We start from the raw sequence: 25382 nt of genomic DNA on the forward strand, positions 1-25382 counted from the left end.
AGCATGGCAACGAATTCATCAGAAACGCACTACACCGTCACGGTCTATGTCGCCGCACCCGGCACGCCATTAGCAGGTGGCGGTACATCTGCAGCGGGACACGTCTACTACTCCATCTCTGATGGGCAAAATAACAATAGCTACGGGTTCGCTCCGTTAGCGCATGGCGAGTCAAGTGGGCTTGGCGGCGTATCAACGACCGATGTCGCAGATTACAAGGATCCCTACTACTCCAGGACGCTGGAGATCAGCAAGGACCAGTATGAAAAGCTTCAGGCCTTCGGCAGAGATGCTGCCGGCCACGGCTTTAACATGCAGTATGAGTGGAAGGAAAATAGTTGCATTGATTTTACCTGGAGTGCATTGAACCAGGCCGGCTTGCATCGGCGGAACGTATTTGTCATGACGGACAAGGATTTCGAAGGGCAGCTGAAGCCGCTCTCTAACGTCGAAGACATCAAGAGCATCAAGGCCCCATTCCCTGATAGCAAGTTGAATAGTGAGTCGCAGCATGCAATGCCGAAACAGACCTTCGAGCAGCGTCTTATTTCTGAGCAGCGGTATCCGGACGATCATAGTCTACCGGGTCTAGCTACGCAATTTGAAAGACATCAAATGCCAGCAAGTGACGCAAGCAAAATGGACCCTCTCTTGTCCGAAGCGGAAGCTGCGGTTCGCGATCTAGAGAAAGGGCTTGGTCGCGACTACGACGAAAATAGCGCTCGCCTCGCCGCGAGTAGCGCCTATCTCGCAAAGGAGAATGGGTTATCAAGGATAGATCACATAGCATTGAGTCAGCAGACCGACTCTGTACGCCAAGGTGAGAACGTCTTTGTTGTTGAGGGGGCATTGAATGATCCTGCACACAAGATGGCGCATATGAAGACCATGGATGCCATTGCGCAGCCAATGGAGCAATCATTGGCTCAGCTGCAAACACTGAGCGAGGCGCAGCGGCAGCAACAACCGCAACCACAGCAGCAGCAAGAGCAGCAACGTGATCAAGCACCAGTGCAGCCGCATCGAACGGTATGAAATTGATCAGATCGTGCAACAAAGGTGTCAGCGCGATTTGCGATGCTTTTGTCCCAGTGGGCTGGTATCGCATCAGATCGCTAGCAAGCTTTATTTCAAGATCATAGAAAATCTTCTAAGAGCTGTATCCACCGGCGTCAACCCAGTGTGTTTTTGTGTCCGTAGTTTCTGGTGGTTGTAATCGACGCGATGCCTGCGCCCGGAGCCCGGCTGACAACACCCGTCGGGAAATACGACCACTCATTCTGTGCGGTTTCTAACCTCGTGCATCCCGTCGCTACCTCCACATCCGCCTGCGCAACGGCGAGCTGGCCCGCCTTGCATCGACGCAGCGACCCAGGCAATACCTCCGCCTAACGTATGGCGTGCGACACGCCACCGCGCATCACACTCGTGCGCGACTACACGCACGTACGCCCCACCACGCGCTGGCGCGTGCGGGAGGAACCGGCATCGGGCAGGGCGCGCTTCGACCAGGCCATCGGCCTGTTGCATGCCGACTTGCTCGCCTACATGCGCCGGCGCCTTCGTCACCCGGACACCGCCGCCGACCTCTCCGAGGAAACGCTGCTCCGCCTGCTGGCCTACCGCGACGCGCCTAACATCGGCGACTGCGCACTGCTGATGTACCGCATCGCTCACAACATGGTGCTGGAGCATTGGCGCACGTGCCACCGCCGCCAAGCCAACACCCACGTCGCACTGGACCTGATCACGCCGCTGGCCGCAGACGGCGCACACGTCGACCAGATCGCCGACACCCGCCGCATCCTGCAGCACCTGCAGACCCACACCCTCGCCACCCTCCAGTCCAGGTGCCGCCAGGCCTTCACCCTCCAACGCATCGACGATCTCACCTACCCGCAAGTGGCCGCAGCCATGGGCATCTCGATCAAGATGGTGGAAAAGCACATCAGCCGTGCGCTGGCTGCTTGCCGGGCTGCTGTGCAGTGATGTACTAATTACATGCAGCCAGGGCAGCGCTACGCTGCTAAATCAATGGATAAAACCGATATGGAACTTGCAGGTTTATTGCAGTCTCTTAAGCCGGATGAGCTTCTCTTCATCGCGCAGCGAGACTACGGCGAGGATACTCAAGCACACTTGGATGCTCTTGTCGCTGTTATGGCAAATGGTGGGCTGCTTGAGGAGGGGCAGCATTGGCATCCTTACGAGGTTATCGAGCTAACCGCGCATCGTCTCGTACCTGGGCATGAACGTGCATTTGTCGCTTGTACTTTGCTGGTCATCGCCGCAGTTCGCTCGGGCTTCGACACTTCGACAGATCTAGGCAGCAAGCTGGTCGACCGTGCTGCTGACTATGAAAGGCTCGAACCAGAACTCCGCGATTCCGTGTTATCAGCCTATGGAGAAGCCAGGTTGTAGAGAATCAGAAAACGCCCGCTTCTCCAGTCCGTATGTCATACGCCACTAATACCTCTTGAAAAGCGTCAGCGCTGTAAACGAGTTCACCGGCACTGTTCCAGATGGCGGACAGACCTGCTCCTATAAAATTATCGGCGACACCGACACAGTTCGCCATCATTACGGTCATGGAATGGGTCTTTGCCATCATCGGATAATGACTATAGGCCGATGCGACGCCTCTCTCAGACTTGGCCACGCTTGCCAGATACACATGAGCGCCTAACTTTGCGGCGTGTTCTGCATGGCTTGCCTGCAGCGACTCGTAGCAGATGGCGGGTGCCAGGACATTATCTGCGTGTCTAAGCACGAGCTGTTCAGTGCCGGGGATGAAAAAAGGGTATTCGTCGACGTGTAGATGCTGCTTGGAATAGGTACTGCGCGCCAGCCCCGGTTGGAAGCAAATCATGCTGATTTTGGTGCCTTTCGCTCCCTTCGTCGGCGCGCCAACGGTGATGAGCATGCTATGTCGGTCGCTTAATGCCTGAAACTCATTAAAGCGCCAATCAGTCGGGTGCATCGCCAGAGCCTCCGCCAGACCTGGTTCATAACCAGTGAGGGACAGCTCGGGAAAGACCAGCACATCGGCACCCTTGCTTGCAGCCAGGCGGATGACATCGAGGTGCTTACTGATGTTTTTTCCGATCTCGCCAGGTATAGAAGGGATTTGAGCAGCGATTAACTTCATTGCCTGTCTCGTGTGAACGTGTTGAGGCCGTGCATCTTGGCTGGGTGCTTACCTAAGCAACGGCCTCAGGAAGACAGATTGCCTGGATGCTTACCGAACCTCTCCAGCCTGAATCCTGTAAAAAACTAGGTGCGCCGGTTTGAGGCCGCTGTTCATTTGTTGAGCACCGTGGTTCCCCAGATCTGGTCATAATCGGCATTGTGCGCCTTGGTAAATCCATGGGCATCGCTGAACCCCTCATCGACTTTCTGGCCATCCTTGTAGATCACATAATGGCGCCCGCCGGCAGACTGGTTGCCCGGGTAATGCAGCTGCATCCGGTAGACCAGCCTGCTCTCTTCCGCTGCAGGCGTTGCCTGTTGCTGTCCGCCGCCGCTGGCCATGTACTTTATCTGCAACAGCGGCGTCGCCTGCTGCGGATGGGCAACAATCCAGCGCATGAAATTGGCTTGGTCCTGGGCTGACGCTTGCCCGGACGCTGGCCAGATATACAGAAAAGTTGCCGGCGTACCGGGCGCTGTACTGGCAGCTGGCATGTGCCACTCATAGACCTGTTGCTTGCCGTCGGCTGTCGTCATCTCAAGCAGGCTGGCACTGCCGTGCAATGGGGTGCTGGCGGCGACCGGAAGTTCACTGATCGGCGCTAGGTGGGAGTCCGGTATGGCACCCGCCAGCGCCAGCAGCAGGTCGCGCTGGTTTGTCACTTCCTGTTCGTTCAACGACAGCGAGCGCAGGTAGCGCGAACGCAGACTGAAACGGTAGCGCGTTTCCTGCAGGGTGAATTCTCCCTCGACCCTGGATGCTTCATGCCAGTCGTGTCCGGGCGCTAAATTGACGGTGCCGTGCATGACGCAGAACCCCTGCTGCGACTGCGCCGCTGGCGGGAAGGGCGATGCGCTGCTGGTGATCGAGGCCAGGATTTCCTTGGTGCGCCGCTCGGTGATGTCCTGCAGGCGGCTGATGGCGCTCTTCTGGAAGCGAAAAGTCGTGCCATCGCGATGGACGAAGCCGGTGACCTGTACCACATTTGGATCGAGCGGCAATGCTTCTTCCTCGTGCGCGACGATCAACCTGCCATCATCCTGCAGCGTTTCCATGGGCTTGATCAGTTGGCGTACCCGGCCATCACTGGCCGATGCTTGCGCGGTCAGCAGGCGCTGCGCATAGCGGGCCGCGTCTTCGCGGTAGGTGTCGATGTCGCCCCAATAAAACTGCGCGGAACTTCCCAGGAAATGCAGGGGCATGTTGGACGTCACGGCAAGCCGCCCGATGCAGTAACTTGTGTTGCCAGTAGTGTCTGCCGATGGCGGCAGCGGCTTGTGAGTGGTGTTGGTGGTGCTGCAAGCGGCAAGCAACGCCACGGAAAACCACAGTAGTGCGCGCATCGGGCGTGGGGCGGAACGTCTCAACGCAATTCCTTCAAAACAGCAATCGGCCATGATAAATGACGCCGGTCCACGTGGTGCGTCACCCATGGCGAGGTGATCTGGCGCGTCCTGCTGCTACCGTCCATTGGGCCGATTGCGGGATCGAGAGAGCCGAATCCGTTCTGGTCGGTGCAGGCCACCGGAAACCGCACTGCGCCGCTTCGCATCTGCTTTCATGCCGCGCGGTGGCTGATGGCGTGCCTGCTTCCGTTGGGCGGGGGCGTGGGGGCTGCGTTGGGATAGGCCAGTGATTGGAGGTCGCGCAACCAAGTGTGCGCCTTCCTCTGCAGGAGTGCTTCGCACAGGGTGCCTGCGCTTGCTATTGCTTCTTTCGATACACACCACCGAAGGAAACGTTCATTCCGCCGCATTCCAGGTTGTCGTCGACCAGCAGCATGTCGCCCAGCAATTGCAGGCGCACCTTGCACGTGTTCTCGTTGACCTCGACGCGGTTGCCTTCTGGATAGCCGCGCGCGGTGACCGAGCCGGTGTGCGGACCACCCGGCGTCTGTTCCGGGTCGGGATAGGCGCTGGGCCAGTACGCATCGCCGTTGACGGTGATGCTGCCGTCTGGGTTGGTGGTCAATTGCAGCGTGTTGTCGCCATAGTGCCAGTGGCCGTTCCACGCCTGCGGTGTGGGTGTGGCCGCGCTTGGCTGCATCTGCAGGCTCGACTGTGCGACCCAACCAGCATTGCCGCCTCCCTTGTTGGGATAGAGCACGCAGACATACGCATTGCGGCGCTGCGCCGTCAGGACGATATCGTTCTTGACCACGTAGGCGCGTCCCTGGCATGCGGCCCCGCCCGTGTCGGGACAGCCATCGGTGTCCTTGAGCAGATGCAGGCGCGGCGGGATGACCTTGCCTAGGGAGAACGCCACCGGCGCGCTGGTGAACAACCCATTGCGGCAGGTGGCATCGTCGGTGGCAGGCGCGGCGTGGACCAACGGCGAAACGCCCAACAGGGCAAGCATCCAGGCCTTATGCATGGCAATCACTCCAAATGTGGCGCGGTAGTGTGCGGTAAACCGGGCCGTCTTTCAGCAGGAAAGTGTCACCACACGCCATGCGTACCACAGCCGCGCTGACCCACGTCCAGTTCCACGCCCGCACGCAAGCGCGCGCCGCCGCGTGCGGTGCGTGCATGGTGCGGCGTTGTGTCTTCGCCCCGCAACCCATGCTTGTGTCTGATTAACTCAGTGGACGTGTATGAGCCCTCTTCACCTGGGGAGGGCGATGCTGCTGTCTCCAATCGAGAGGGAGTGGAGCATGAAACAATCACTGTTGGTCCTGTCCATCGTCGCGGCGCTGGCGCTCGCTGGCTGCAAGCCGGATGCCGACAAGGAGGCCGCAGCGCCTGCCGCGTCTACCGAGCCGACGCCGACCGGTGGCGCGGCGACCCCGACCACACCGCCTGTCGGCGAAGCCAGCCCGGCGCCGGAAGGCGCGGCGCGCGCGAGTTCCGGAGATGACATCGCGCTGGGCTTGCTCGGGGCGGTGGATAACCACGAGATCGCCGCAGCGAAGCAGGCGCAGGACAAGAAGGTCATCGGCGCGGTGCTGGAGTACGCGAAGATGATGGAGAAAGAGCACACCGAGAACCTGGAAAAGACCAAGGTGCTGGGGACGCTGGCCGAAACCCCGGACGTCAAGAAGCTGGAGAGCAAGGGCGAGCAGGACCTGTCCACGCTGGGGCAGAAGTCCGGCAACGACTACGCGGCGGCCTACATCGATGCAATGATCGTCGGGCACAAGGACGCGCTGCAGCTGATCGAGACGCAGATGATGACAGTGGCGTCGACCGAGCCGGTCAAGCAGCACCTGACCGAGACCAAGGCGCACGTCGAGCAGCACCTGGCGAAGGCGGAAGAGATCAAGAAGACGATGTAAGCGTGGGTGTGGCAGATCGCCGGTCTGCCACGCTTGGTCTGCAAACGGCGAGTGAGCGCGACGTCGTCGTTTTCGAGCTTAGGGACCTGGAAGGGGGATCAGGGAAAAGGCGGTTCCTCCCACAACTGCCAATAGCGCCAACACGCTAAGAATTATCGAATACAGACGCTTGGAAAAACTGGGGCGACGCTGAATGGCCCGGAGAATGGCGATCGGAATTAATGCATAGACCGCACAAAGGGCAATGAAGTACCAGTTGATCTGATAGGAGGAGCCCTTGCCCAGCGCATTTCCGGCTTGAAACAAGACCACTCCACCAACAAGCGATAGGAAAGAGCGGATTACGAATGCATTATTGGTTCTTGTTTGAATGCTCATACCTTGACATCGCTACGATCTGGAATGTTGCCGCAGCTGGGGTGCTTTATCAATGTGATCTCCTCTTACGCATCCATCGAACGTGATTGCTTCATTACCAAGTGTCATCGCAACGTTGCAATGACTGGGCGAAAGTCTCCAGGAGTTTTTCTGCAAGGAGATACACTCCATGCGCTATGTGCCCAGGTCGCCGACGCGCTAGCCGGTGGTCCCGATGCTTCTGATGAGCTACAAGATGTACACAGCAAGCTGCTCGGTGTGCTGGCCCATTACACCGCAGTACTTAGCTAACATCAGCTGGACATTCCTTTCTCCCTGTCCACGGGTGCCTGACAATTCGTCCAGGTAGCTTGTGCTTGGCAGGTGGGCTTAACTCAAGCGTCGCATCCTGCTCTCCGGCACGGCTCGGGCTCAGCCTCTGATCCTTTGCCGTGCAACTGTGGCGATGGTCAGCAGTGTCGCCATGACGTAGCTCCGCATCCTTGCTTTCCCTGCAGGTTGAGGCCCTAACCTACAACGCTTGGGGAGTTGGCCAATGCTGCCTGAGCCCGCACCACGGCCGCGCTTGTTTGATTTTCGTCAATTCGACCGACACATGAAATTCGCAGTGAGGGTGCTTGACTGCATGGGTCAAGAATCGTTGCGGAGTTGCGCATGAGTGCAGTCACAGGTGGAAAGGTCGGCCAGGCGGCGGGTAGGCAAGGGGCGATCTGGACGGGAGTTGGACTGGTGCGTCGTGAGCGAGCGCCTGTGGATCTGCTGGGTGGTTCGCGCCGCGTTGCTCCCATTGTCGTCACGGCGCGTGTTTGCGCCGCGGTCTGCTGAGGAGGCGCCATGCGGATTTGTGTACTCAACGAAACAACCAATGAGCAAGCCGGGCTGGAGCAGCGCTGCGTCGCGGCCCGCGAGGCGGGCTGTGACTACGTGGTGGCGCCGCCGCCGTTCGAGCGCGATGCAGAGGGCCGGCTCAGCGAAGTCGCCAATGGCAGCGAGGCCGACGCAGCGCGCCTGGGTGAGCTTGTGCAGGCGGCGCAGCGCGCTGGCGTGAAGCTGCTGCTCGATGTGCGCCTGGACGAAGTAGGCGGCGCCAGTGCGGTGGTGCGCGAGAACCCGCAGTGGTTCCGTGCACGCAGCACGGCGGTGCCGGACCCGCGTCAGCCGCGGGCGACGCCGGAAGTGGCCGAGGCGCGTTTTGCCTATGCGCAGGAAGGTGCGGCGCTGGTGGAGTGGTGGAGCGCGCGCTTGCTGGACTGGGCGGCGCAAGGTGTGGCCGGCTTTCGCCTGCTGCAGCCGCAACAGGTGCCGGCGCAGCGCTGGCACGAGTTGATCGCACGCGTCCATGCGCAGGCGCCGGAAGTGGTGTTTGCAGCGTGGACGCCAGGCTTGGGCACTGAAGCCTTGCAGCAGTTGGCCGGTGCCGGGTTCGATGCGGCGTTCTCCTCGCTCGCGTGGTGGGATGGGCGCAGCAGTTGGTTCTTCGATGAAGACACCGCATTGCGCGCACTTGCCGCCCAGGTGGTTGCGGTGCTGGATGCGCCCGATGGCAAGCGTGCGGCGACGCCTGCGCAGCACTGGCAGCTGGCGCAGGCACTGGGTGGGGCGTGGTTGTTGAACGCTGCGCAGCTTGATGCAGTGCCATCTTCCATCCGTGCTACTGACAGCGTGCCGGCAAGCAATGCCGGCCTGCGGCTGCGCCCGCTATTGCGCGAAGCCACCGGGTTGACGGCCGTGGCGGTGGAGCCGCTGGGTGGCTTGCCGTCCTTGTTGTTGATCAATGGCGATGCCAACCATGTAGTGCCGGTGCCGGCACCGGATCTGCTGCGTCTGCTCGGCGATGCCGAAGCGCTGGTGGGCGAAGACGGCAGCACCTTGTCTGGTGCGACGCTGGAAGCGCTGGAGCCGGGCGAGGTGCGCGTGTATCGCAGTGTGCCGGCGCGGCATGTGCTGGCAGTGCCTCGCATGCGCCCACGTGCGCAGACCGCGGCCGCGTGGCCACGTGTGTGCATCGAATCGGTGACGCCCTCGGTCGATAACGGTCGCTTCCCGGTCAAGCGGACGGTGGGCGATCGTATCTGTGTAGAGGCCGATGCGTTCTGCGATGGGCACGACCGCATTGCAGTCGCCGTGCTGTGGCGCCCGGCCGATGCCAAGACCTGGGCCAGCGCGCCGATGCGCGCCTTGGGCAACGACCGTTGGCGTGCGGAGTTTCCGCTGGAGCGCATCGGTACCTATGAGTTCCGTGTGGAAGGCTGGCGCGATGTGTTCGCCACCTTGCATGCGGATCTGGAAAAGAAGCGCGCAGCCAACACGGTGCTGCCGGTGGATGTGCAGGAGGCCGTGGCGGTGGTGCAGGCCGCGCATGCACGCAGCAAAGGTGCATTGGGCGAGCGTTTGCAGGCCGTCCTCACCCGCATCGGTGCGCAGAGCGAGCCGTTGCAGCAGCTGGCCATCGTGCTGGAGCCGGACACCGCACAGGCGATGGCGTTGGCTGACGACAAGCCGTTCCGCTCCGAGACGCCAGTGACCTTCCGGGTGGAGTCGGAGCGCCGCGCGGCGCACTTTGCCAGTTGGTACGAATTGTTCCCGCGCTCGCAGAGCGGCGACCCGCAGCGCCACGGCACCTTCGACGATGTGATCGAACGGTTGGCGCATATCCGTGCGATGAACTTCGACGTGTTGTACATGCCGCCGATCCATCCAATCGGCGCGAAGAACCGCAAGGGCCGCAACAACACGGTCACTGCGGTGGAAGGCGAGCCGGGCAGCCCATATGCGATCGGCGCCAGCGATGGCGGGCATACCGAAGTGCACGCCGAACTCGGCGGGCTCGATGGCTTCCGCCGCCTGATCCAGGCCGCACGTGCGCATGGGCTGGAAGTGGCACTGGACTTCGCCATCCAGTGCGCGCCGGATCACCCATGGTTGAAGGACCACAAGGACTGGTTCACCTGGCGTGCGGATGGCTCGATTCCGTACGCGGAGAACCCGCCGAAGAAGTACCAGGACATCGTCAACGTCGATTTCTACGCCAGCGGTGCGGTGCCCGATCTGTGGAACACGCTGCGCGATGCGGTGCTGTTCTGGGTCAACGAGGGCGTCACGCTGTTCCGCGTGGACAACCCGCATACCAAGCCGTTCCCGTTCTGGGAGTGGTTGATTGCCGATGTGCGTGGGCGCCGCCCGGACGTGGTGTTCCTGTCCGAGGCCTTCACCCGGCCGAAGATGATGTATCGCCTGGCCAAGTGCGGCTTCTCGCAGTCCTACACCTACTTCACCTGGCGCAACCACAAGCACGAGCTGCAGGAGTACGTGGAAGAGCTGAACCAGGGCGTGCCGCGCGAATGCTTCCGCCCGCATTTCTTCGTCAATACGCCGGACATCAATCCGCAGTTCCTGCAGACCAGCGGGCGCACCGGGCATTTGATCCGCACCGCGTTGGCCACGACCTTGTCGGGGCTGTGGGGCATGTATCAGGGCTTCGAGCTGTGCGAAGCCACGCCGCTGGCGCCGGGCAAGGAAGAGTATCTGGACTCGGAGAAATTCCAGCTGCGCGCCTGGCCCGAACGTGCGCCCGGCGACATCGTCGATGAGATCACCCGTTTCAACCAGCTGCGTCGCATGCATCCCGAGCTGCAGTCGCACCTGGGCACGCGTTTCTATCAGGCGCACAACGAGCAGGTGCTGTACTTCGGCAAGTTCCTGGATGCCGGTTACCTCTCGCGCAGCCGCAGCATGGTGTTGGTGGCAATCAATCTGGACCCCAATGCCGCGCAGGACGCCGATATCGAAATTCCATTGTGGGAGTTGGGCCTGCCCGATCACGCCAGCGTGGCAGTGGACGATCTGTGGGACGGCCATCGCTTCACATGGCAAGGCAAGCAACAACACATCCGTTTAGAGGCGACGCGGCCGTTCGCGTTATGGCGCATCCGCGCAGGAGAGGTCGCATGAATGCAGTCCCATCGTTACAAGCCGACGCAGAACAGTCTGCGGTGGTTGCAGATCAGCTTTGGTACAAAGACGCGATCATTTATCAGGTGCACGTCAAGTCGTTTTTCGATTCCAACGACGATGGCATCGGCGATTTTCCCGGCCTGATTTCCAAACTGGATTACATCGCCGAACTCGGCGTGGACACCATCTGGTTGCTGCCGTTCTACCCCAGCCCGCGCCGCGACGACGGCTACGACATTGCCGAATACATGGCGGTGCATCCGGACTACGGCAGCATTGAAGACTTCGAGCAGTTGGTGGCGCAGGCGCATGCACGCGGCATCCGCGTCGTGACCGAGCTGGTGATCAACCACACCTCCGATCAGCATTCCTGGTTTCAGCGTGCGCGCAATGCGCCGGCCGGCTCGCCGGAACGCGACTTCTATGTGTGGTCGGACACCGACCAGGAATACGAAGGCACGCGGATCATCTTCTGCGATACCGAAAAATCCAACTGGACCTGGGATCCGGTGGCCGGGCAGTACTTCTGGCACCGCTTCTATTCGCACCAGCCGGACCTCAACTTCGACAACCCCGCCGTGCTGGAAGCGGTGCTGGAAGTGATGCGCTTCTGGCTGGATCGCGGCGTGGACGGCTTGCGTCTGGATGCGGTGCCGTACCTGATCGAGCGCTCCGGCACCTCCAACGAAAATCTGCCGGAAACCCACGCGATCCTGCGCAAGATCCGCGCCACCCTGGATGCCGAATACCCGGACCGCATGCTGCTGGCGGAGGCCAACATGTGGCCGGAAGACACCCAGCAATACTTCGGCCAGAACGCCGACGAATGCCATATGGCGTTCCACTTCCCGCTGATGCCGCGCATGTACATGGCGATCGCGCGCGAAGACCGCTTCCCCATCACCGACATCATGCGCCAGACCCCGGAGATTCCGGAGAGCTGCCAGTGGGCGATCTTCCTGCGTAACCACGATGAGCTGACGCTGGAAATGGTCACCGATTCGGAACGCGATTATCTGTGGCAGACCTACGCCTCCGATCGCCGCGCGCGTATCAACTTAGGCATCCGTCGCCGTCTCGCGCCGCTGCTGGAGCGCGACCGCCGCCGTATCGAATTGATGACCTCCTTGTTGCTGACCATGCCCGGCACGCCGGTGCTGTATTACGGCGATGAGATCGGCATGGGCGACAACATCCATCTGGGCGACCGCGATGGTGTGCGTACGCCGATGCAGTGGTCGATCGACCGCAATGGCGGTTTCTCGCGCGCCGACCCGGCGCAACTGGTGTTGCCGCCGGTGATGGACCCGCTGTACGGCTTCCAGGCGGTGAATGTGGAAGCGCAGATCCGCGACCAGCATTCGCTGCTGACCTGGACCCGCCGCGTGCTCAGCGTGCGCAAGCGCTACCAGGCCTTCGGCCGCGGCACCTTGCGCTTTTTGTATCCGGGCAATCGCCGCATGCTGGCCTACCTGCGTTGCTATCAGGACGAGACGGTGCTGTGCGTGGCCAATCTGTCGCATACGCTGCAGGCGGTGGAACTGGATCTGTCCGAGTTCGAAGGCCGCGTGCCGGTGGACATCATCGGTGGCGGCAGCTTCCCGCCGGTCGGCCGCTTGACCTATCTGCTCACTGTGCCGCCGTTCGGCTTCTACGCCTTCCAGCTGGTCAGCGAAGGGACCTTGCCGGATTGGCATGTGCCCACCCCGGTGCCGCTGCCGGATTACCGCACGCTGGTGTTGCGTAGCGATACCGACGAAGGCAACGCGCTGCTGCCGCATCTGTCCACACTGGAAAGCGAAATCCTGCCGGCCTGGCTGTCGGCGCGGCGCTGGTTCTCGGCCAAGGATCAGGTGCTGAAACACGTGCGTATCTCGCGTCGCACGCCGTTGCCCGGCGATGAGCCGATGAGCCTGCTGGAGCTGGAAGTGGAGCTGGAAGATGGCCGCCACGAGAGCTACATGCTGCCGATCGGCATCGTGTGGGAGCGCGACCACCCCAGCACCCTGGCCGAGCAGTTGGCACTGGCGCGTGTGCGTCAGGGCCGCGAGGTGGGTTATCTCACCGACGCGTTCGCCCTCAAGCCGATGGTGCGCGGAGTGATCGATGCGCTGCGCGAGAATTCCACGCTGGAGTTCCGCGATGGTGACGATGCCTCGCAGCAGGGACAGGTGCGTTTCGAAGCGACGCCGGCGTTGGCCACGCTGGATATTCCGCAGGATCCGGACATCCGTTGGTTGTCGGCCGAACAGAGCAACAGCTCGCTGGTGGTCGCCGACAAGGCGGTGTTCAAGCTGCTGCGGCATGTGGCCAATGGCGCCAATCCGGAGATCGAGATCGGCCGTCGTCTGACCGAAATGGGCTATGCCAACGCCGCGCCCCTGCTGGGCAGCGTCAGCCGCATCGACGCGCAGGGCACCATCACCACCATTGCGTTGTTGCAGGGCTTTATCCGCAATCAGGGCGATGCCTGGCGTTGGACGCTGGACCATCTGGCACGCAGCTTCGACGAGTACGCCACCGCGCAGACCGACGAATCGCGTGCCGAGGCCATCGCCGGTTACGACGCCTTCGCCGCGGTGGTCGGCAAGCGCCTGGCCGAGCTGCACGAGGCCTTGTCGCGCGACACCGACGACGCCGACTTCGCCCCGCAGCGCATCGACCTGCCCACCGCCAACGATGTGGTGGCCGGCGTCGCACGCCAGGTCGAAGAGATGTGGGACACCGTCAATGCACGCCTGGCCGGCAGCGACGATGCGACCGAACGCGAAGCGCTGCAGGCGGTGCTGGCCGAGCGTCCGCAGCTGGATGCCTTGCTCGCCCAGGCACCGAGCGTGCTGGCCGACTCCTTGCTGACCCGCGTGCACGGCGACTTCCACCTGGGCCAGATCCTGGTGGCCTTCGACGATGTGGTGCTGATCGACTTCGAAGGCGAGCCGGCCAAGCCGCTGTCCGAGCGGCGTGCCAAGGCCAGCCCGCTGCGCGATGTGGCCGGCTTCCTGCGCTCGCTCGATTACGCCAGCGAAGTGTCGGCACGTGGCGAGGAAGGCACCGCCGCGCGTGCGGGCGTGGGCGTGGACACGCATCTGGACGAGTTCCTGGTGCAGTTCCGCCGTCGCTCCACACAGGCGTTTCTGGACGCGTACCATGCCGTGCTCGACGCCAGTACGCACCCGTGGATCGCACCGGCAGCGTTCAACGCGGCCACCTTGCTGTTCCTGGTGGAGAAGGCCTGTTACGAGGTGCGTTACGAGGCTGCCAACCGCCCCGGCTGGCTGATGGTGCCGATCGAGGGCTTGCGACGCATCCTGCACCGCGCGCGCGCTGGTGCGGGAGACACATGATGAGTGGAGTGATGACAGCAGTGACCAATCGATGGGATCCCGGCGCAACCCGCGCCCTGGCCGAGGCACGCCATGGCGACGCATTCGCCATCCTGGGCGCGCACCCGACTGACAGCGGTCGGCTGCTGCGCACCTATCAACCGGGTGCCAACTACGTCAATGCCGTGCTCGACGATGGCCAGGTCATCGCGCTGGAGGCAGGCCCGGAGCCGGGCCTGTTCGCCGGCGCGTTGCCGGCGCAGGGCGGTTACCGCCTGCGCATTGGCTGGCCCGGCGGCGAGCAGGACACCGCCGACCCGTATGCGTTCGGCCCGCAGCTCAGCGACTTCGACCTGCACCTGATCAGCGAAGGCCATCATCTGCAGTTGGCCGACGCGCTCGGCGCCAACGCGATCGAAGTCGATGGCGTGCGCGGCACGCGCTTTGCGGTGTGGGCACCCAATGCCACGCGCGTGGCGGTGGTGGGCGATTTCAACAGTTGGGACGCGCGCCGGCATCCGATGCGGTTGCGGCACCAGTCCGGCGTGTGGGAGCTGTTCGTGCCCGACGTCGGCCCGGGGGCGCATTACAAGTACCAGCTACGCGGCCCGCATGGGAACGAGTTGCCGGCCAAGGCCGACCCGGTGGCGCGGCGTGCCGAGCTGGCGCCGGGCACCGCCTCCATCGTGGCCGACCCCACCCCGCATCAGTGGAGCGATGACGGCTGGATGGCCACGCGCGCGCGTCGGCAGGCGCACGACGCACCGATGAGCATCTACGAGATCCATGCCGGTTCCTGGTTGCGCGAGGAAGGCGTGGACCTGGACTGGGATGGCCTGGCCGACCGCTTGATTCCGTACGTGGCCGATATGGGCTTCACCCATGTCGAGCTGATGCCGGTGACCGAGCATCCGTTCGGCGGCTCGTGGGGCTATCAGCCGCTGGGCCTGTTCGCGCCGACCGCGCGCTTCGGCTCGCCGGATGGCTTTGCCCGCTTCGTCGATCGCTGCCATCGCGAAGGCATCGGCGTGATCGTCGACTGGGTGCCGGCGCATTTCCCCACCGACGCACACGGCCTGGCGCATTTCGACGGCACGGCGCTGTACGAGCATGCCGACCCGCGCGAAGGCTTCCATCGCGACTGGAATACGCTGATCTACAACCACGGGCGCCGCGAGGTCTCCGGGTTCTTGATCGCCAGCGCATTGGAATTCCTGCAGCGCTTCCACGTCGACGGCCTGCGCGTGGATGCGGTGGCCTCGATGCTGTACCGCGATTACAGCCGCAATGCCGGCGAGTGGGTGCCCAACATCCACGGCGGGCGCGAGAACTACGAAACCATCGCGTTCCTGCGCCGGCTCAACGAGGTGGTGCGCGAGCATGCGCCCGGTGCGGTAATGATTGCCGAGGAATCCACCGCGTTTCCTGGCGTCACCGCCGATGTGGCGCATGGCGGCCTGGGCTTCCACTACAAGTGGAACATGGGCTGGATGCACGACACCTTGCACTACGCCGCGCTGGATCCGATCTACCGCCGTTATCACCACGGCGAGCTGACCTTCAGCATGGTCTATGCGTATTCGGAGCGCTTCGTGCTGCCGATTTCGCATGATGAAGTGGTGCACGGCAAGGGCTCGCTGCTGGGCCGTATGCCTGGCGACGATTGGCAGCGCTTCGCCAATCTGCGTGCGTACCTGGGTTTCATGTTCACTCACCCCGGGCGCAAGTTGCTGTTCATGGGCTGCGAGTTCGGCCAGCCGACCGAATGGAATCACGACGGCGGCATCCCGTGGCAGTTGCTCGACGACCCGCGCCATCGCGGTGTGCAGACGCTGGTGCGCGATCTGAATCGACTGTATGTCGAATACCCCGCGCTGCACGCCTACGACGACGATCCGTCCGGGTTTGCGTGGGTGGTGGGCGATGATGCGGCCAATAGCGTGGTTGCGTTCCTGCGCAAGGGCAAACGCGGCGATGCACCGGTGCTGGTGGTGATCAACTTCACCCCGATCGTGCAGCATGGGTATCGCATCGGTGTGCCGCAGAGCGGTCAGTGGCGCGAAGTGTTCAATAGCGACGCCGGCATCTACGGCGGTGCCAATCTGGGCAATGGCGGTGTGGTCACTGCAGAGCAGCAGTCCATGCATGGCCAGGCACAATCGCTGCCGCTGCTATTGCCGCCGCTGGGCGTCATCGTGCTGACCCCGCACGGCTGATGCATCGCATACACCGCCGGACTGCTGGTCCGGCGGTGTGGCACCTGTTAGATTGCGCGCCGTAGAGTGGTAAACGAAACACCGCGAACGCCTTTACTGGCGCGCGGCAGTTTTGTCAGCCGCTTCTTAGGCAGCCCGGGGAGGGCTGCCGGGCACAGCCGCCGCCATGCCTTCCGTCGACCGTCTTTGCGGGAGCGTTGTGCGTGGGCGTTTTGATTGCTGTGAGTGTTGGTTCGCTTGTTGAGGTGGCTTTCTGCGCTGCGCGCAACAGTGGCTGCGCGCATGCAGCGGTGTGCACGGCACAGCCACTGCGTGCGACCGCGCGACGTGGCTACCGATGTCTTGCCCGGTTGGGTGCGCTGCATGAGCCCACCTCGACGCAGGCTTGCGCATGAGCAGTCTGATGACGCTTTTGTATCTGCTCGCCGCTGCCGCCTCGGCTTTTGCGTTTTATCTGGCAACCACGCATCAACGTCTTGTGCTGCGGCCCCGATTGTCTGCGCGCCTGTTGCGCAGCGGTGGCAGCGTGTTGCTGGTGTTGTCGCTGGTCTGCGCCATCCGTGCGCTGGGTGTGTGGGCGGGCGTCTTCGCCGCAGTGACTGCGCTGATGCTGGTGGCGGTGGCGCTGCCGTATCTGGATGTCTGGCAACAGGCGCGTGCGCAACGCAGGCAGGTGCGCCATGTGGGCTAGATGGTTGGCTGCCGTGGTGCTGGGCCTGCCGCTTGCGGTTGGCGTGGTCGGCTTGTGCGCGGTGTTGCTGCCGGGGCCGCAGCAAAGCTACACGCTGGCGTGGCTGCTGCTGATGTTTCCGGTGTGGATCGGTGCCATGGCACTGCCATTCGTGTTTCGTAGCGCAGTACGCGCCTGGGTAGTTCTCGGCGGGCTGACCGTGCTGTGCTATGCCGCGCTTGCGGGCATCAAGGTATTGGGCTGGACGGAGTTGAGCGCATGAAAGCATCGACCTTGCGCGCGTTTCTCTCCGTGCATAGCTGGATGGGTTTGCTGGCCGGCATGGCGTTGTTTATCGCCTTCTATGCCGGTGCCATCACCGTGTTTACGCATGCGTTGAGCGATTGGCAGGCCACGCCACAGGTCACGCAAAAGACGCCAGCCGATCCGGTCGCCGCAGCGCAGGCCTTGCTGGACGCGGTGATCGCCAAGCATCCGCAGGTGGCCAAATCGTTTCTGGTGCTGCTGCCCGGCGAACACGGGCCGATTCCACGGCTGTATTGGTATGGCGCGCAGGCCGATGCCAGTGGCGGCATGCGCCAATACCAACACGCCGCCGATGGCACGCTGCAGGAGTTGCCGCCGCGCGTGGGCTTTGCCGATTTCCTCTACGACCTGCATTTCACCGCCGGACTGCCGCGCGTGTTCGGCACGTATCTGTTCGGCGTGGTCAGCGTGCTGTACGGGCTGGCCCTGGTCAGCGGGGTAGTGCTGTACGCGCCGGTGTTCTTCAAGGATCTGTTCGCGCTGCGGCTGGGCCACAACCTCAAGCGCCTGTGGCAGGACGCGCACAACGTGGTCGGCATGTTGTCGCTGCCGTTCCATGTGATCTTCGCCTGGTCCGGTGCGGTGTTGTGCCTGGGCGTGCTGTTGCTGGCGCCGTTTCAGTTTCTGGTGTTCGACGGCAAGTTGATGCAGATCCTGGAGCCGGAGTTCGAGCTCACACCGCATGTGGCACCGGCCAAGCGTGCCGCTCCGTTACTGCCGGTCGCGGTGCTGCTGGACAAGGCGCGCGCAGCCAGCCCGGGGTTTGTGCCGGAAAGCATCGGGTTTCACGATGCCGGCGATGCCAATGCGCGTGCGGAAGTCTATGGCCACCACGATCAGCGCCAGCTCAACACGCTCGGCGGCGTGGCACTGGAAGCGGCAACCGGCAATGTCTTGCGGGTGCTCGAGCCCAGGACGATGTCGGCCGGCACCGCTGCACTGCGTGGACTGCAGGCGCTGCATTTCGGCAATTTTGGGCATGCGCCGGTGCAGTGGTTGTACTTCCTGCTGGGGCTGGGCGGTGCGTTCCTGTTCTACAGCGGAAACTTGTTGTGGATCGAGGCACGCCGCAAGCGTCGCCTGGTCGAGCAACCGCGCCGCACGCACGCCATGGCGCGGCTCACCGTCGGCATCTGCCTGGGCAGCGTTGCCGGCATCTCGGCGTTGTTCATCGCCGCACGGTTTCTGCCACAGGGACAGGAGCGTTATGTCTACTACGCGGTCTTCGCGCTCATGCTGATGTGGGCCTTGCTGCGTCCCACTGCACGCGGCGCCTACGAGGTGTTGCTGGCGTGCGCCGTACTGACGGCGTTGATTCCGGTTGCCAGCTGTTTTTCCGCGCGCGGTGTGGTGCCGCCGTGGCAGGACGCAACGGTGCTCGGCGTTGACCTGATTGCGCTGGCTTTGGCATGGACGTACTGGCAGCTGGCACGCGCGAGCAAACGGCGCGGAGTGCAGGGCGATCCGAACAGCGTCTGGGCGTGGGGAGATCGCGCCGCTCCGTGAGCGGTTGCTGTTCCTGCGCGCTGTAGTGCATTGCAGCGTCGCCTGCACAACGCGTGCGTTGCGGACCGAGGATCTGGGCCCGGTTGAGCTCAACTCACGTGTGACGACATGCATGTCACGTACGATTCTTTGCCTCTTGTCGCTGCTGACGTTTGTTTGGGTGCGTTGAAATGTCCACACCACTGCGCATTGGCCTGATCTCAGACACGCACGGCTTGCTGCGGCCGGAGGCGGTCGCCGCGTTGCAGGGCTGCGCGGCCATCATCCACGCCGGCGATGTGGGCAAGCCGGAGATTCTCACCGCGCTGCAGGCGCTGGCACCCTTGCACGTGATTGCCGGAAACATCGACAACACGCCATGGGCAGCCGGGCTACCCGAGACGCTGGATCTGCTGATCGCAGGCGTACGTCTCCATGTGTTGCACGATCTGAAAACGCTTAGGCCCGAGGTCGCTGCAGATGTGATCGTCAGCGGTCATTCGCACAAGCCAGCGGTGCACATGCGCGACGGCGTGCTGTACGTCAATCCGGGCAGCGCCGGCCCACGTCGCTTCAGCTTGCCGATCAGTGTGGGCACGTTGTGGTTGGGCGATGGCCCGCCGCGTGCGGAACTGCAAGTGCTACAGCTGCGTTGATCCAGGGCAGATGCCTGCAATACGCGGTGAGCCACGATCCAGGTGACGCGGTGCGACGACGTGCATCTGACTTCAATACGCTCGATCCAGCATGCACTGACAGTACGAACGCAAGCTGTTGGCAACGCATGAGTTCGCCGACCTCACGCGGTATATGGGCACGCACCCGGGCTATCTGTTGAATGCTTGTGCACGTTGAAACCCATGCGCTGACTTTATCTGCACGCATGCGGGGCCACCCTAGTGCCTCAAGTCGTCGCAAGGAGTCCTCATGAATACACGTCGCCAATTCCTCTCCGCCGCCGCTGCCGGCACCGCTGCGTTGGCCGCTGCGCCGTTGTTGGCCCAGTCGTCCGCGCCTGGCAGCGTGATGCCGACGCGCGGCAAAACCACCGTATCGAAGCTGCCTGCCAACGCAGCGACCAAGGGTGCGCGGTATCGCCCTGCGAGCCGTCTAGGCTTTGGTGGCGTGGCGATCGGCAATGGCTTCGCAGCCACCAGCGACGCGCAGAGCGAAGCGACCCTGGCGGCGGTGTGGGAGTCGGGCGTGCGTTATTTCGATACCTCGCCGTGGTACGGGTTGGGGTTGTCGGAGCGTCGCACCGGTCATCATCTGCACAACCACGCCGCAGACGAATACGTGCTGTCGACCAAGGTCGGGCGCCTGCTCACCGCGACCGACAAACCGCCCAAGACGATGTGGCAGCAGCCCTCGCCCTTCGACTATCGCTACGACTACAGCGCCTCCGGCGTACGCCGCTCGATCGAAGACAGTCTGCAGCGCCTGGGTGTGTCGCAGATCGATATCGCTTACATCCACGATCTGTCGCCGGAGAACGAAAAAGACCTCGGTATGCCGTGGGAACAGCGCTTTGCCGAAGCGGTGAAAGGCGCCATGCCCGAGCTGACCAAGATGCGCAAGGAGGGCCTGATCAAGGCCTGGGGTTTTGGCGTCAATCGCCCGGAACCGGCCTTGCGTGCGATCGAAGAAGCCGACCCCGACATCTTCCTGCTGGCCTGCCAGTACTCGCTGCTCGATCACGCGCGCGCACTGCACGACACCTTCCCGAAGATTGCCAAACATGGCGCTTCGGTCGTCGTTGGCGCGCCGCTGTTGGCGGGTTATCTGGCCGGGCGCGAGCGTTATCTCTACGACGGCAGCGTGCCGGAATGGGCGCCGGCCATGCGACAGAAAGCGCTGGCCATCTGCGACCGCCACGGCGTGGATCTGCGCACCGTCGCGCTGCAGTTTGCCGCCGCACCGCAAGTGGTGTCGGCGGTGATTCCGGGCGCGCGTACGGCCGAGCAGGCGCACGCGAATGCGGCGTCGATGCGCGTGGCGATTCCGGCAGCTGTGTGGGATGAGCTCAAGCGCGAGCAGGTGATCGAAGCGGATGCGCCGGTGCCTGTTGTGAGCTGATGCAGCTAAGAGCGGCTGACAAAACCTAGCGAGCGAGGCCTGTCAGTGAGTGCATTGGTTTTGTCGGCCGCATCTTGGTGGATGCAGTCAGAGGTCCAGATCAGACACTGAGGGGGTTGAATGCGCGGTGCCCTCACCGCTCGCGGGACACGCCGCAAGTACGTCCATGTAGGCTCGGTGGCGGCATCCATGCCGCCACACGGTCCCGCAATCGGCGAGGACACCGCACCAGAAAGTTTGTCGGTTGCTTTCTTAAAGCTTGTCCATCGCTCGGCTTGCATTGAGAAGATGAATCAGGCGTGCCGTTATCTAAGCAACCCACGTAAGACATTGCTTGCACCATGCACACCGACCATCTCGACTGGTCCTTGCCCGCCCACCGTCGCGGGACCTTACGCGGCATGGATGCCGCGTAAGAGCCTACACGGACGTACTTGCGGCGTGTCCCGCGATGGTGGGCGGGCAAGGGCCCTGCAGCCAAGCCGCAGATCAGCCGGCCTGCAGTAGCTGACGTGAAGTAGTTTTGTTAGCCGCTCTAGTTGATCAAATAGAGTGACGCATCAAGGAATCAACAGCGGCCGCAACGCAGGCACCTGCTTTGCCAACTCGTCGGCGACAATCGCCGCGAACAGATCCGCGCCGTCCGCACCAAGATGCGTGTAGTCGAATGCGAGTTTGGCCTGGCCCATCGGCTCGGCGCTGGCATTGTCCTGTGCAGCGGCGGGGACGCTGCCCGCTGCCGCGATCTTTGACGACGCCGACACCGGCGCATGCAATGCCTGCCCCGGTGTCTTGCCAATCGTGGTGCCCGATTGCGCGGCAATCACTTGTTCCGGATCGGCAGGGCGCTGCGCCAGCCGCATCGCCAATACCGGGCCCATGCCCTGCACCAGCGCACGGCTGCGCGCATGCAGGTCGATCAACGGCACCTGTAACTCGCGTGCAACTGCGCGTGTTGTATCCGCCCACGGCGCCAAGTCGTCGATTAATCTGCCGCGTTCGAATTGCCGCCGCGTCAATGGCGTGACCAACACGGGGATCGCACCGGCGGCACGTGCGTCGGCGACATAACGGCGAAGATTCGCCGGGAATTCGGTCGCCAACTCGGTGGAGCGCCCCGGTTTGCCGGGTTGATCGTTGTGCCCGAACTGGATCAACACATACACCTGTCGATAGCCGCCGCTGCGCAGCTCCTTCAGTGCGATCTCCCACGAGCCTTCGGCGCGATAGTTGGAGGTGCTGCGGCCACCGCGCGCCAGATTGAGGCAGCTCAGGAACGAGGTCACATGCTGCGCGCAGAAGCTGGGCCCCCAGCCACCTTGCACGGCGGTGGTGGAGTCGCCGACCAGCACGATCTTGCTGGCGGCAAAGTGCTTGCCGCCAGCGGCCACGTTAGACGCTGGCACGCCTGCAGTTGATGCATCAACCGGTGACGCATCTGCAGCGTACGCAGCAGGTGCAGCAATTGCTGCCAGCAAAACCAACGGTACAAGAGACGAAAAACGCATGAATCACCAATGAGGAAAGCGATCAGAAGACGAAAGGTAGTCAGAAGGCGAAAGGTGATCAGAAGACCGCAGGCAGGCAGAAGAGCTAAAGCACGATGACCCGAGCCGCGCGCTGATGGGCGCCTACACGCACGCCAGACCGTGCCACCGCGCAGTGCAATCAGACCACGCTCGACCTCGACCTTGACCACGAAAGTCAGTCAAAACGTACCGCGTTGAATGAAAGGCGCTTGCTGATACAGCTTGCGCTCGCCACCGCGCGGATCGTGGTCGAGCCGGCTGGGTGTATCGAACAGCAGCGTCTCGCGCTGCTGCAACGAATACTGTCGCCAACGCGGCAGACCACGATGATTCGGGTCGCCGCTGCGCGCGAATGCAATCAACGCCTCGCTCATCTGCTCGGCCATGCGCTGCGCATCGGCGCCATCGCCGGTGCGCGAACCCGGTTGCGCAATGGTGTCGAAGACCAGCGGAATATCCAGCGTGTGGAAGGCGCCGAACTTGCCGCCATCCAGTGGCGAGCCCCAATCCAGTTGATAGACCCAGGTGGGTGCGCCTTGACGTGCGCGTGCCTCGGCTTCTTCGACCGCGCCGCGCCACGAGCGCCCTGCGGTGGTGGCCGCGAAGAACACGTCCGATGGCGAATACTGCGGATACAGCCGGCGGTATTCGGCAATCACCACCTGCGGCAGCAGATCCACGTATTGCTGGGTTTCCAGCCTGGCCGGCAGCTCGTCCCAGCTCAGCGCGAAGTTCTTCGCATCGTTGCCGAGAAACGCGCGCGTTTCATCGCGGGTATTGCCGATCACCAGCGGAATCTTCGCCGATTGCAGCGGGGCGGTCGGCCAGAACGGATGCACCGGCACATTGCGCGCATCCAGCACCGGGCCGAAATACAAGGCGCTGTTTTCCACCCGCGAGGGATCGCGCACTTGCGCGGCAGCCAGCAGTTGCTCAATTGGCAGCGTGCGAATACGCGCAAGCGCGCCAGGCGCAAGTTTCAATGCATCCAGGAGCATTTGCGCGCGCTGAGTGGCCGCGCGCGGGCCGGCCACAGTGACCTGCTGCCCGCTCATGGTCCACGCGCGATGGAACAGGCCGCGTGCGGCGGGCATCGCCATCAAGGTGGCGATCTTGGCGCCGCCACCGGACTGGCCGAACACGGTGACATTGCCGGCATCGCCGCCGAATTCGGACGCGTGCTGGCGCACCCACTGCAGTGCCTGGATCAGATCCAGCTGCCCGGCATTGCCGGAGTCGGCAAAGCTCGTATCGCCCAGCTGCGCCAGCGACAGATAGCCGAACAGGTTGAGCCGGTGGTTGACGGTGATCACCACCACATCGCCGCGCTTGCACAGGCGCACGCCGTCGTAGAGCGGGTCGCTGCCGGAGCCGGTGGTGTAGCCGCCGCCGTGGATATAGAACAGGATCGGCCGCTTGCCGCCATCGCGCAGGCCCGGCGTCCACACGTTGAGGAACAGGCACTCCTCGCTGGTGGGTTCGCTGGCCTTGGGTTGCGGTGCAGCGGCACCGAAGGCGCTGGCGTCGCGCACGCCCTGCCAGGGCGTTTCCGGCACGGGCGCCTGAAAGCGCCGTGCTGCGGTGTCGCCGCCGTAGGGAATGCCCTTGAACACGCAGATACCTTGATCGCCATAACCGCGCAGTGCGCCGCCACGCACGTGTGCCAGCGGCGTACTGTCGTCGCGCGCAGGCGCTGTTGCGGCCGCGCCGACGAAACCCGGCAGCGCGGCTGCAGCCGTGGCTAACAAGCCACCACGCAGCAGCGTTCGCCGCCGCGCGTCGGGCGTGGATGGTGACGTCATTGCGCGGCGTCCTGAGCCGGTGCGGGTGCAGCGACAGATGCATTCGCAGTCGCAGTCGAGGGCGTTTGCGCCTTACTCACATGCGCAATCCAGGCCTGCGCCAGCTGCGGCCACGCGGCCACGGTCAGCCCGGTGCCGCTGGCGGTACCGAAGCCATGACCGCCCTGCGGAAACACATGCAGCTCGCTGGGCACGCCGGCACGCAGCAACGCGTCATGCATCAGCAGGCTGTTGCGCACCGACACCACCGTGTCGTCCTGCGCATGCAGCAGAAAGGTCGGCGGCGTGCGTGCATCCACATGCAGGTGCGGCGAGTACGCGCGCACCTGCGCATCGCTCGGACTGCTGCCGAGCAGGCGCTCGCGCGAGCCCGCGTGTGCGTTGGCGCTGTCCATGTCGATCACCGGGTAGATCAGCAGCTCGAAATCCGGCCGCGCGCTCAGCGCATCGGCCGCATCCAGCTTCGGGTACACCTGCGCGGCATAGCGGGTGCCCAGGCTGGCGGCGACATGACCGCCTGCCGAGAACCCCATCACCCCGACCCGCTGCGCGTCGATGCCGTAGCGGGCGGCGTTGGCGCGGATCAGCCGCAGCGCGCGCTGTGCGTCGGCCAGCGGCACGTCGGCCCCGTGCGGATGGCCTTCGCCGGGCAGGCGGTAGCGCAGCACGAACAGCGTGATCCCGGCCTGGTCGACGAAGCTGGGCACCAGCGCCCTGCCTTCGTTGTCCAGCACGATGCGCTGGTAGCCGCCGCCGGGAGTGACCAGCAGGGCAGTGCCGTTTGGCTGCTTGGGCCGGTAGACCACCAGGTAAGGCGTGCTGATCTGCTGGATGTAGCGATCGGGCAGGGCAGGGTCGCTGCTGCGCTCGATGATGCGCTGCGGCTGCTTCAGCGCGTTGTCTCCCGGTGCCATCCCGCTGGGCCACAGCGCGATCCGGCTGGCGTGCTCGGCCGTGGTATCGGCACTGGGCACCTCGGCCGCAACCACCGGCCCGATCAATAGCGAGGTCGCCAGCAACACCAGCGGCAGGCACCGCCGCATAGCAACTGAAAACGCCGCAAAACCACGCGTTTGGCTTGTCTGTTCCATCCACCCCTCCCAGGGTTACTTCGCTTTGAAGGCTAACTTTGCCGCACTGCACATTGCCAATGACACC

Annotated in this window: 20 protein-coding genes; 13 read left to right on the forward strand and 7 right to left on the reverse strand. The window is 63.2% G+C overall.

Going from position 1 to position 25382, the window contains the following annotated elements; all coding sequences use genetic code 11:
- The first annotated feature begins 3 nt into the window (after window positions 1–3).
- The 3 genes from AC1PLU_RS00815 (at window position 4) to AC1PLU_RS00825 (ending at window position 2421) form a co-directional block, all read left to right on the forward strand.
- On the forward strand, window positions 4–1035 hold the full coding sequence (locus AC1PLU_RS00815) for an XVIPCD domain-containing protein (RefSeq protein WP_481107416.1): 1032 nt from the start codon (window positions 4–6) through the stop codon (window positions 1033–1035).
- Between the two features lie 393 nt (window positions 1036–1428).
- The gene (locus tag AC1PLU_RS00820; RefSeq protein WP_481107417.1) at window positions 1429–1989 is read left to right on the forward strand and encodes an RNA polymerase sigma factor; all 561 of its coding nucleotides are present in this window, start codon (window positions 1429–1431) and stop codon (window positions 1987–1989) included.
- Window positions 1990–2034: 45 nt separating this feature from the next.
- Window positions 2035–2421 carry a hypothetical protein gene (locus AC1PLU_RS00825; RefSeq protein WP_481107418.1) on the forward strand — a complete coding sequence of 129 codons (387 nt, stop codon included), beginning with the start codon at window positions 2035–2037 and terminating at the stop codon, window positions 2419–2421.
- A gap of 4 nt (window positions 2422–2425) precedes the next feature.
- Here the strand turns inward: AC1PLU_RS00825 and AC1PLU_RS00830 are convergent, their stop codons facing one another.
- The 3 genes from AC1PLU_RS00830 to AC1PLU_RS00840 all read right to left on the reverse strand — a co-directional run bounded on the left by AC1PLU_RS00830 (window position 2426) and on the right by AC1PLU_RS00840 (window position 5563).
- The gene (locus AC1PLU_RS00830; protein ID WP_481107419.1) at window positions 2426–3148 is read right to left on the reverse strand and encodes a carbon-nitrogen hydrolase family protein; all 723 of its coding nucleotides are present in this window, start codon (window positions 3146–3148) and stop codon (window positions 2426–2428) included.
- A gap of 152 nt (window positions 3149–3300) precedes the next feature.
- On the reverse strand, window positions 3301–4533 hold the full coding sequence (locus tag AC1PLU_RS00835) for a hypothetical protein (RefSeq protein ID WP_481107420.1): 1233 nt from the start codon (window positions 4531–4533) through the stop codon (window positions 3301–3303).
- Between the two features lie 361 nt (window positions 4534–4894).
- Window positions 4895–5563, reverse strand: coding sequence for a hypothetical protein (locus AC1PLU_RS00840; protein WP_481107421.1), 669 nt, complete (start codon window positions 5561–5563; stop codon window positions 4895–4897).
- A 247-nt stretch (window positions 5564–5810) separates the two neighbouring features.
- On the opposite strand from AC1PLU_RS00840, the gene AC1PLU_RS00845 reads away from it, so the two are divergent.
- Window positions 5811–6464: a DUF4142 domain-containing protein gene (locus AC1PLU_RS00845; RefSeq protein WP_481107422.1), complete on the forward strand. Its 654-nt coding sequence runs from the start codon at window positions 5811–5813 to the stop codon at window positions 6462–6464.
- Between the two features lie 78 nt (window positions 6465–6542).
- On the opposite strand, the gene AC1PLU_RS00850 is transcribed toward AC1PLU_RS00845, so the two are convergent.
- Complete coding sequence (locus AC1PLU_RS00850) at window positions 6543–6842, reverse strand: hypothetical protein (RefSeq protein ID WP_481107423.1); 300 nt, start codon at window positions 6840–6842, stop codon at window positions 6543–6545.
- Between the two features lie 24 nt (window positions 6843–6866).
- Here AC1PLU_RS00850 and AC1PLU_RS00855 point away from each other — a divergent pair, with 24 nt between their 5' ends.
- The 9 genes from AC1PLU_RS00855 (at window position 6867) to AC1PLU_RS00895 (ending at window position 20893) form a co-directional block, all read left to right on the forward strand.
- Window positions 6867–7133: a DUF6959 family protein gene (locus tag AC1PLU_RS00855; protein WP_481107424.1), complete on the forward strand. Its 267-nt coding sequence runs from the start codon at window positions 6867–6869 to the stop codon at window positions 7131–7133.
- Window positions 7134–7676: 543 nt separating this feature from the next.
- A complete protein-coding gene (locus AC1PLU_RS00860; protein ID WP_481107425.1) occupies window positions 7677–10793 on the forward strand; it encodes a maltotransferase domain-containing protein in 3117 nt (1038 codons plus the stop codon).
- Entirely contained in the window at window positions 10790–14140 is a 3351-nt protein-coding gene (gene treS, locus AC1PLU_RS00865) for a maltose alpha-D-glucosyltransferase (protein WP_481107426.1), read from the forward strand. Before AC1PLU_RS00860 ends, treS begins: the two co-directional genes overlap by 4 nt.
- A gap of 11 nt (window positions 14141–14151) precedes the next feature.
- On the forward strand, window positions 14152–16335 hold the full coding sequence (gene glgB / locus AC1PLU_RS00870; RefSeq protein ID WP_481107427.1) for a 1,4-alpha-glucan branching protein GlgB: 2184 nt from the start codon (window positions 14152–14154) through the stop codon (window positions 16333–16335).
- A 391-nt stretch (window positions 16336–16726) separates the two neighbouring features.
- A complete protein-coding gene (locus tag AC1PLU_RS00875) occupies window positions 16727–17026 on the forward strand; it encodes a hypothetical protein (protein WP_481107428.1) in 300 nt (99 codons plus the stop codon).
- A complete protein-coding gene (locus tag AC1PLU_RS00880; protein ID WP_481107429.1) occupies window positions 17016–17288 on the forward strand; it encodes a hypothetical protein in 273 nt (90 codons plus the stop codon). The genes AC1PLU_RS00875 and AC1PLU_RS00880 overlap by 11 nt, the downstream gene beginning before the upstream one ends.
- Window positions 17285–18838, forward strand: a complete 1554-nt coding sequence (locus AC1PLU_RS00885; protein WP_481107430.1) for a PepSY-associated TM helix domain-containing protein — start codon at window positions 17285–17287, stop codon at window positions 18836–18838. Before AC1PLU_RS00880 ends, AC1PLU_RS00885 begins: the two co-directional genes overlap by 4 nt.
- A gap of 170 nt (window positions 18839–19008) precedes the next feature.
- Complete coding sequence (locus tag AC1PLU_RS00890; RefSeq protein ID WP_481107431.1) at window positions 19009–19473, forward strand: metallophosphoesterase family protein; 465 nt, start codon at window positions 19009–19011, stop codon at window positions 19471–19473.
- A gap of 271 nt (window positions 19474–19744) precedes the next feature.
- Window positions 19745–20893 (forward strand): aldo/keto reductase, encoded by a 1149-nt coding sequence (locus AC1PLU_RS00895; RefSeq protein ID WP_481107432.1) that lies wholly within the window; start codon window positions 19745–19747, stop codon window positions 20891–20893.
- 560 nt (window positions 20894–21453) lie between these two features.
- Here the strand turns inward: AC1PLU_RS00895 and AC1PLU_RS00900 are convergent.
- The 3 genes from AC1PLU_RS00900 to AC1PLU_RS00910 form a co-directional block, all read right to left on the reverse strand.
- Window positions 21454–22401 (reverse strand): rhamnogalacturonan acetylesterase, encoded by a 948-nt coding sequence (locus AC1PLU_RS00900; RefSeq protein ID WP_481107433.1) that lies wholly within the window; start codon window positions 22399–22401, stop codon window positions 21454–21456.
- 200 nt (window positions 22402–22601) lie between these two features.
- The gene (locus tag AC1PLU_RS00905) at window positions 22602–24224 is read right to left on the reverse strand and encodes a carboxylesterase/lipase family protein (protein ID WP_481107434.1); all 1623 of its coding nucleotides are present in this window, start codon (window positions 24222–24224) and stop codon (window positions 22602–22604) included.
- Window positions 24221–25315: an alpha/beta hydrolase gene (locus AC1PLU_RS00910; RefSeq protein ID WP_481107435.1), complete on the reverse strand. Its 1095-nt coding sequence runs from the start codon at window positions 25313–25315 to the stop codon at window positions 24221–24223. The genes AC1PLU_RS00905 and AC1PLU_RS00910 overlap by 4 nt, the downstream gene beginning before the upstream one ends.
- Between the last annotated feature and the right edge of the window lie 67 nt (window positions 25316–25382).

The organism is Xanthomonas sp. NCPPB 2933, from assembly GCF_056725225.1.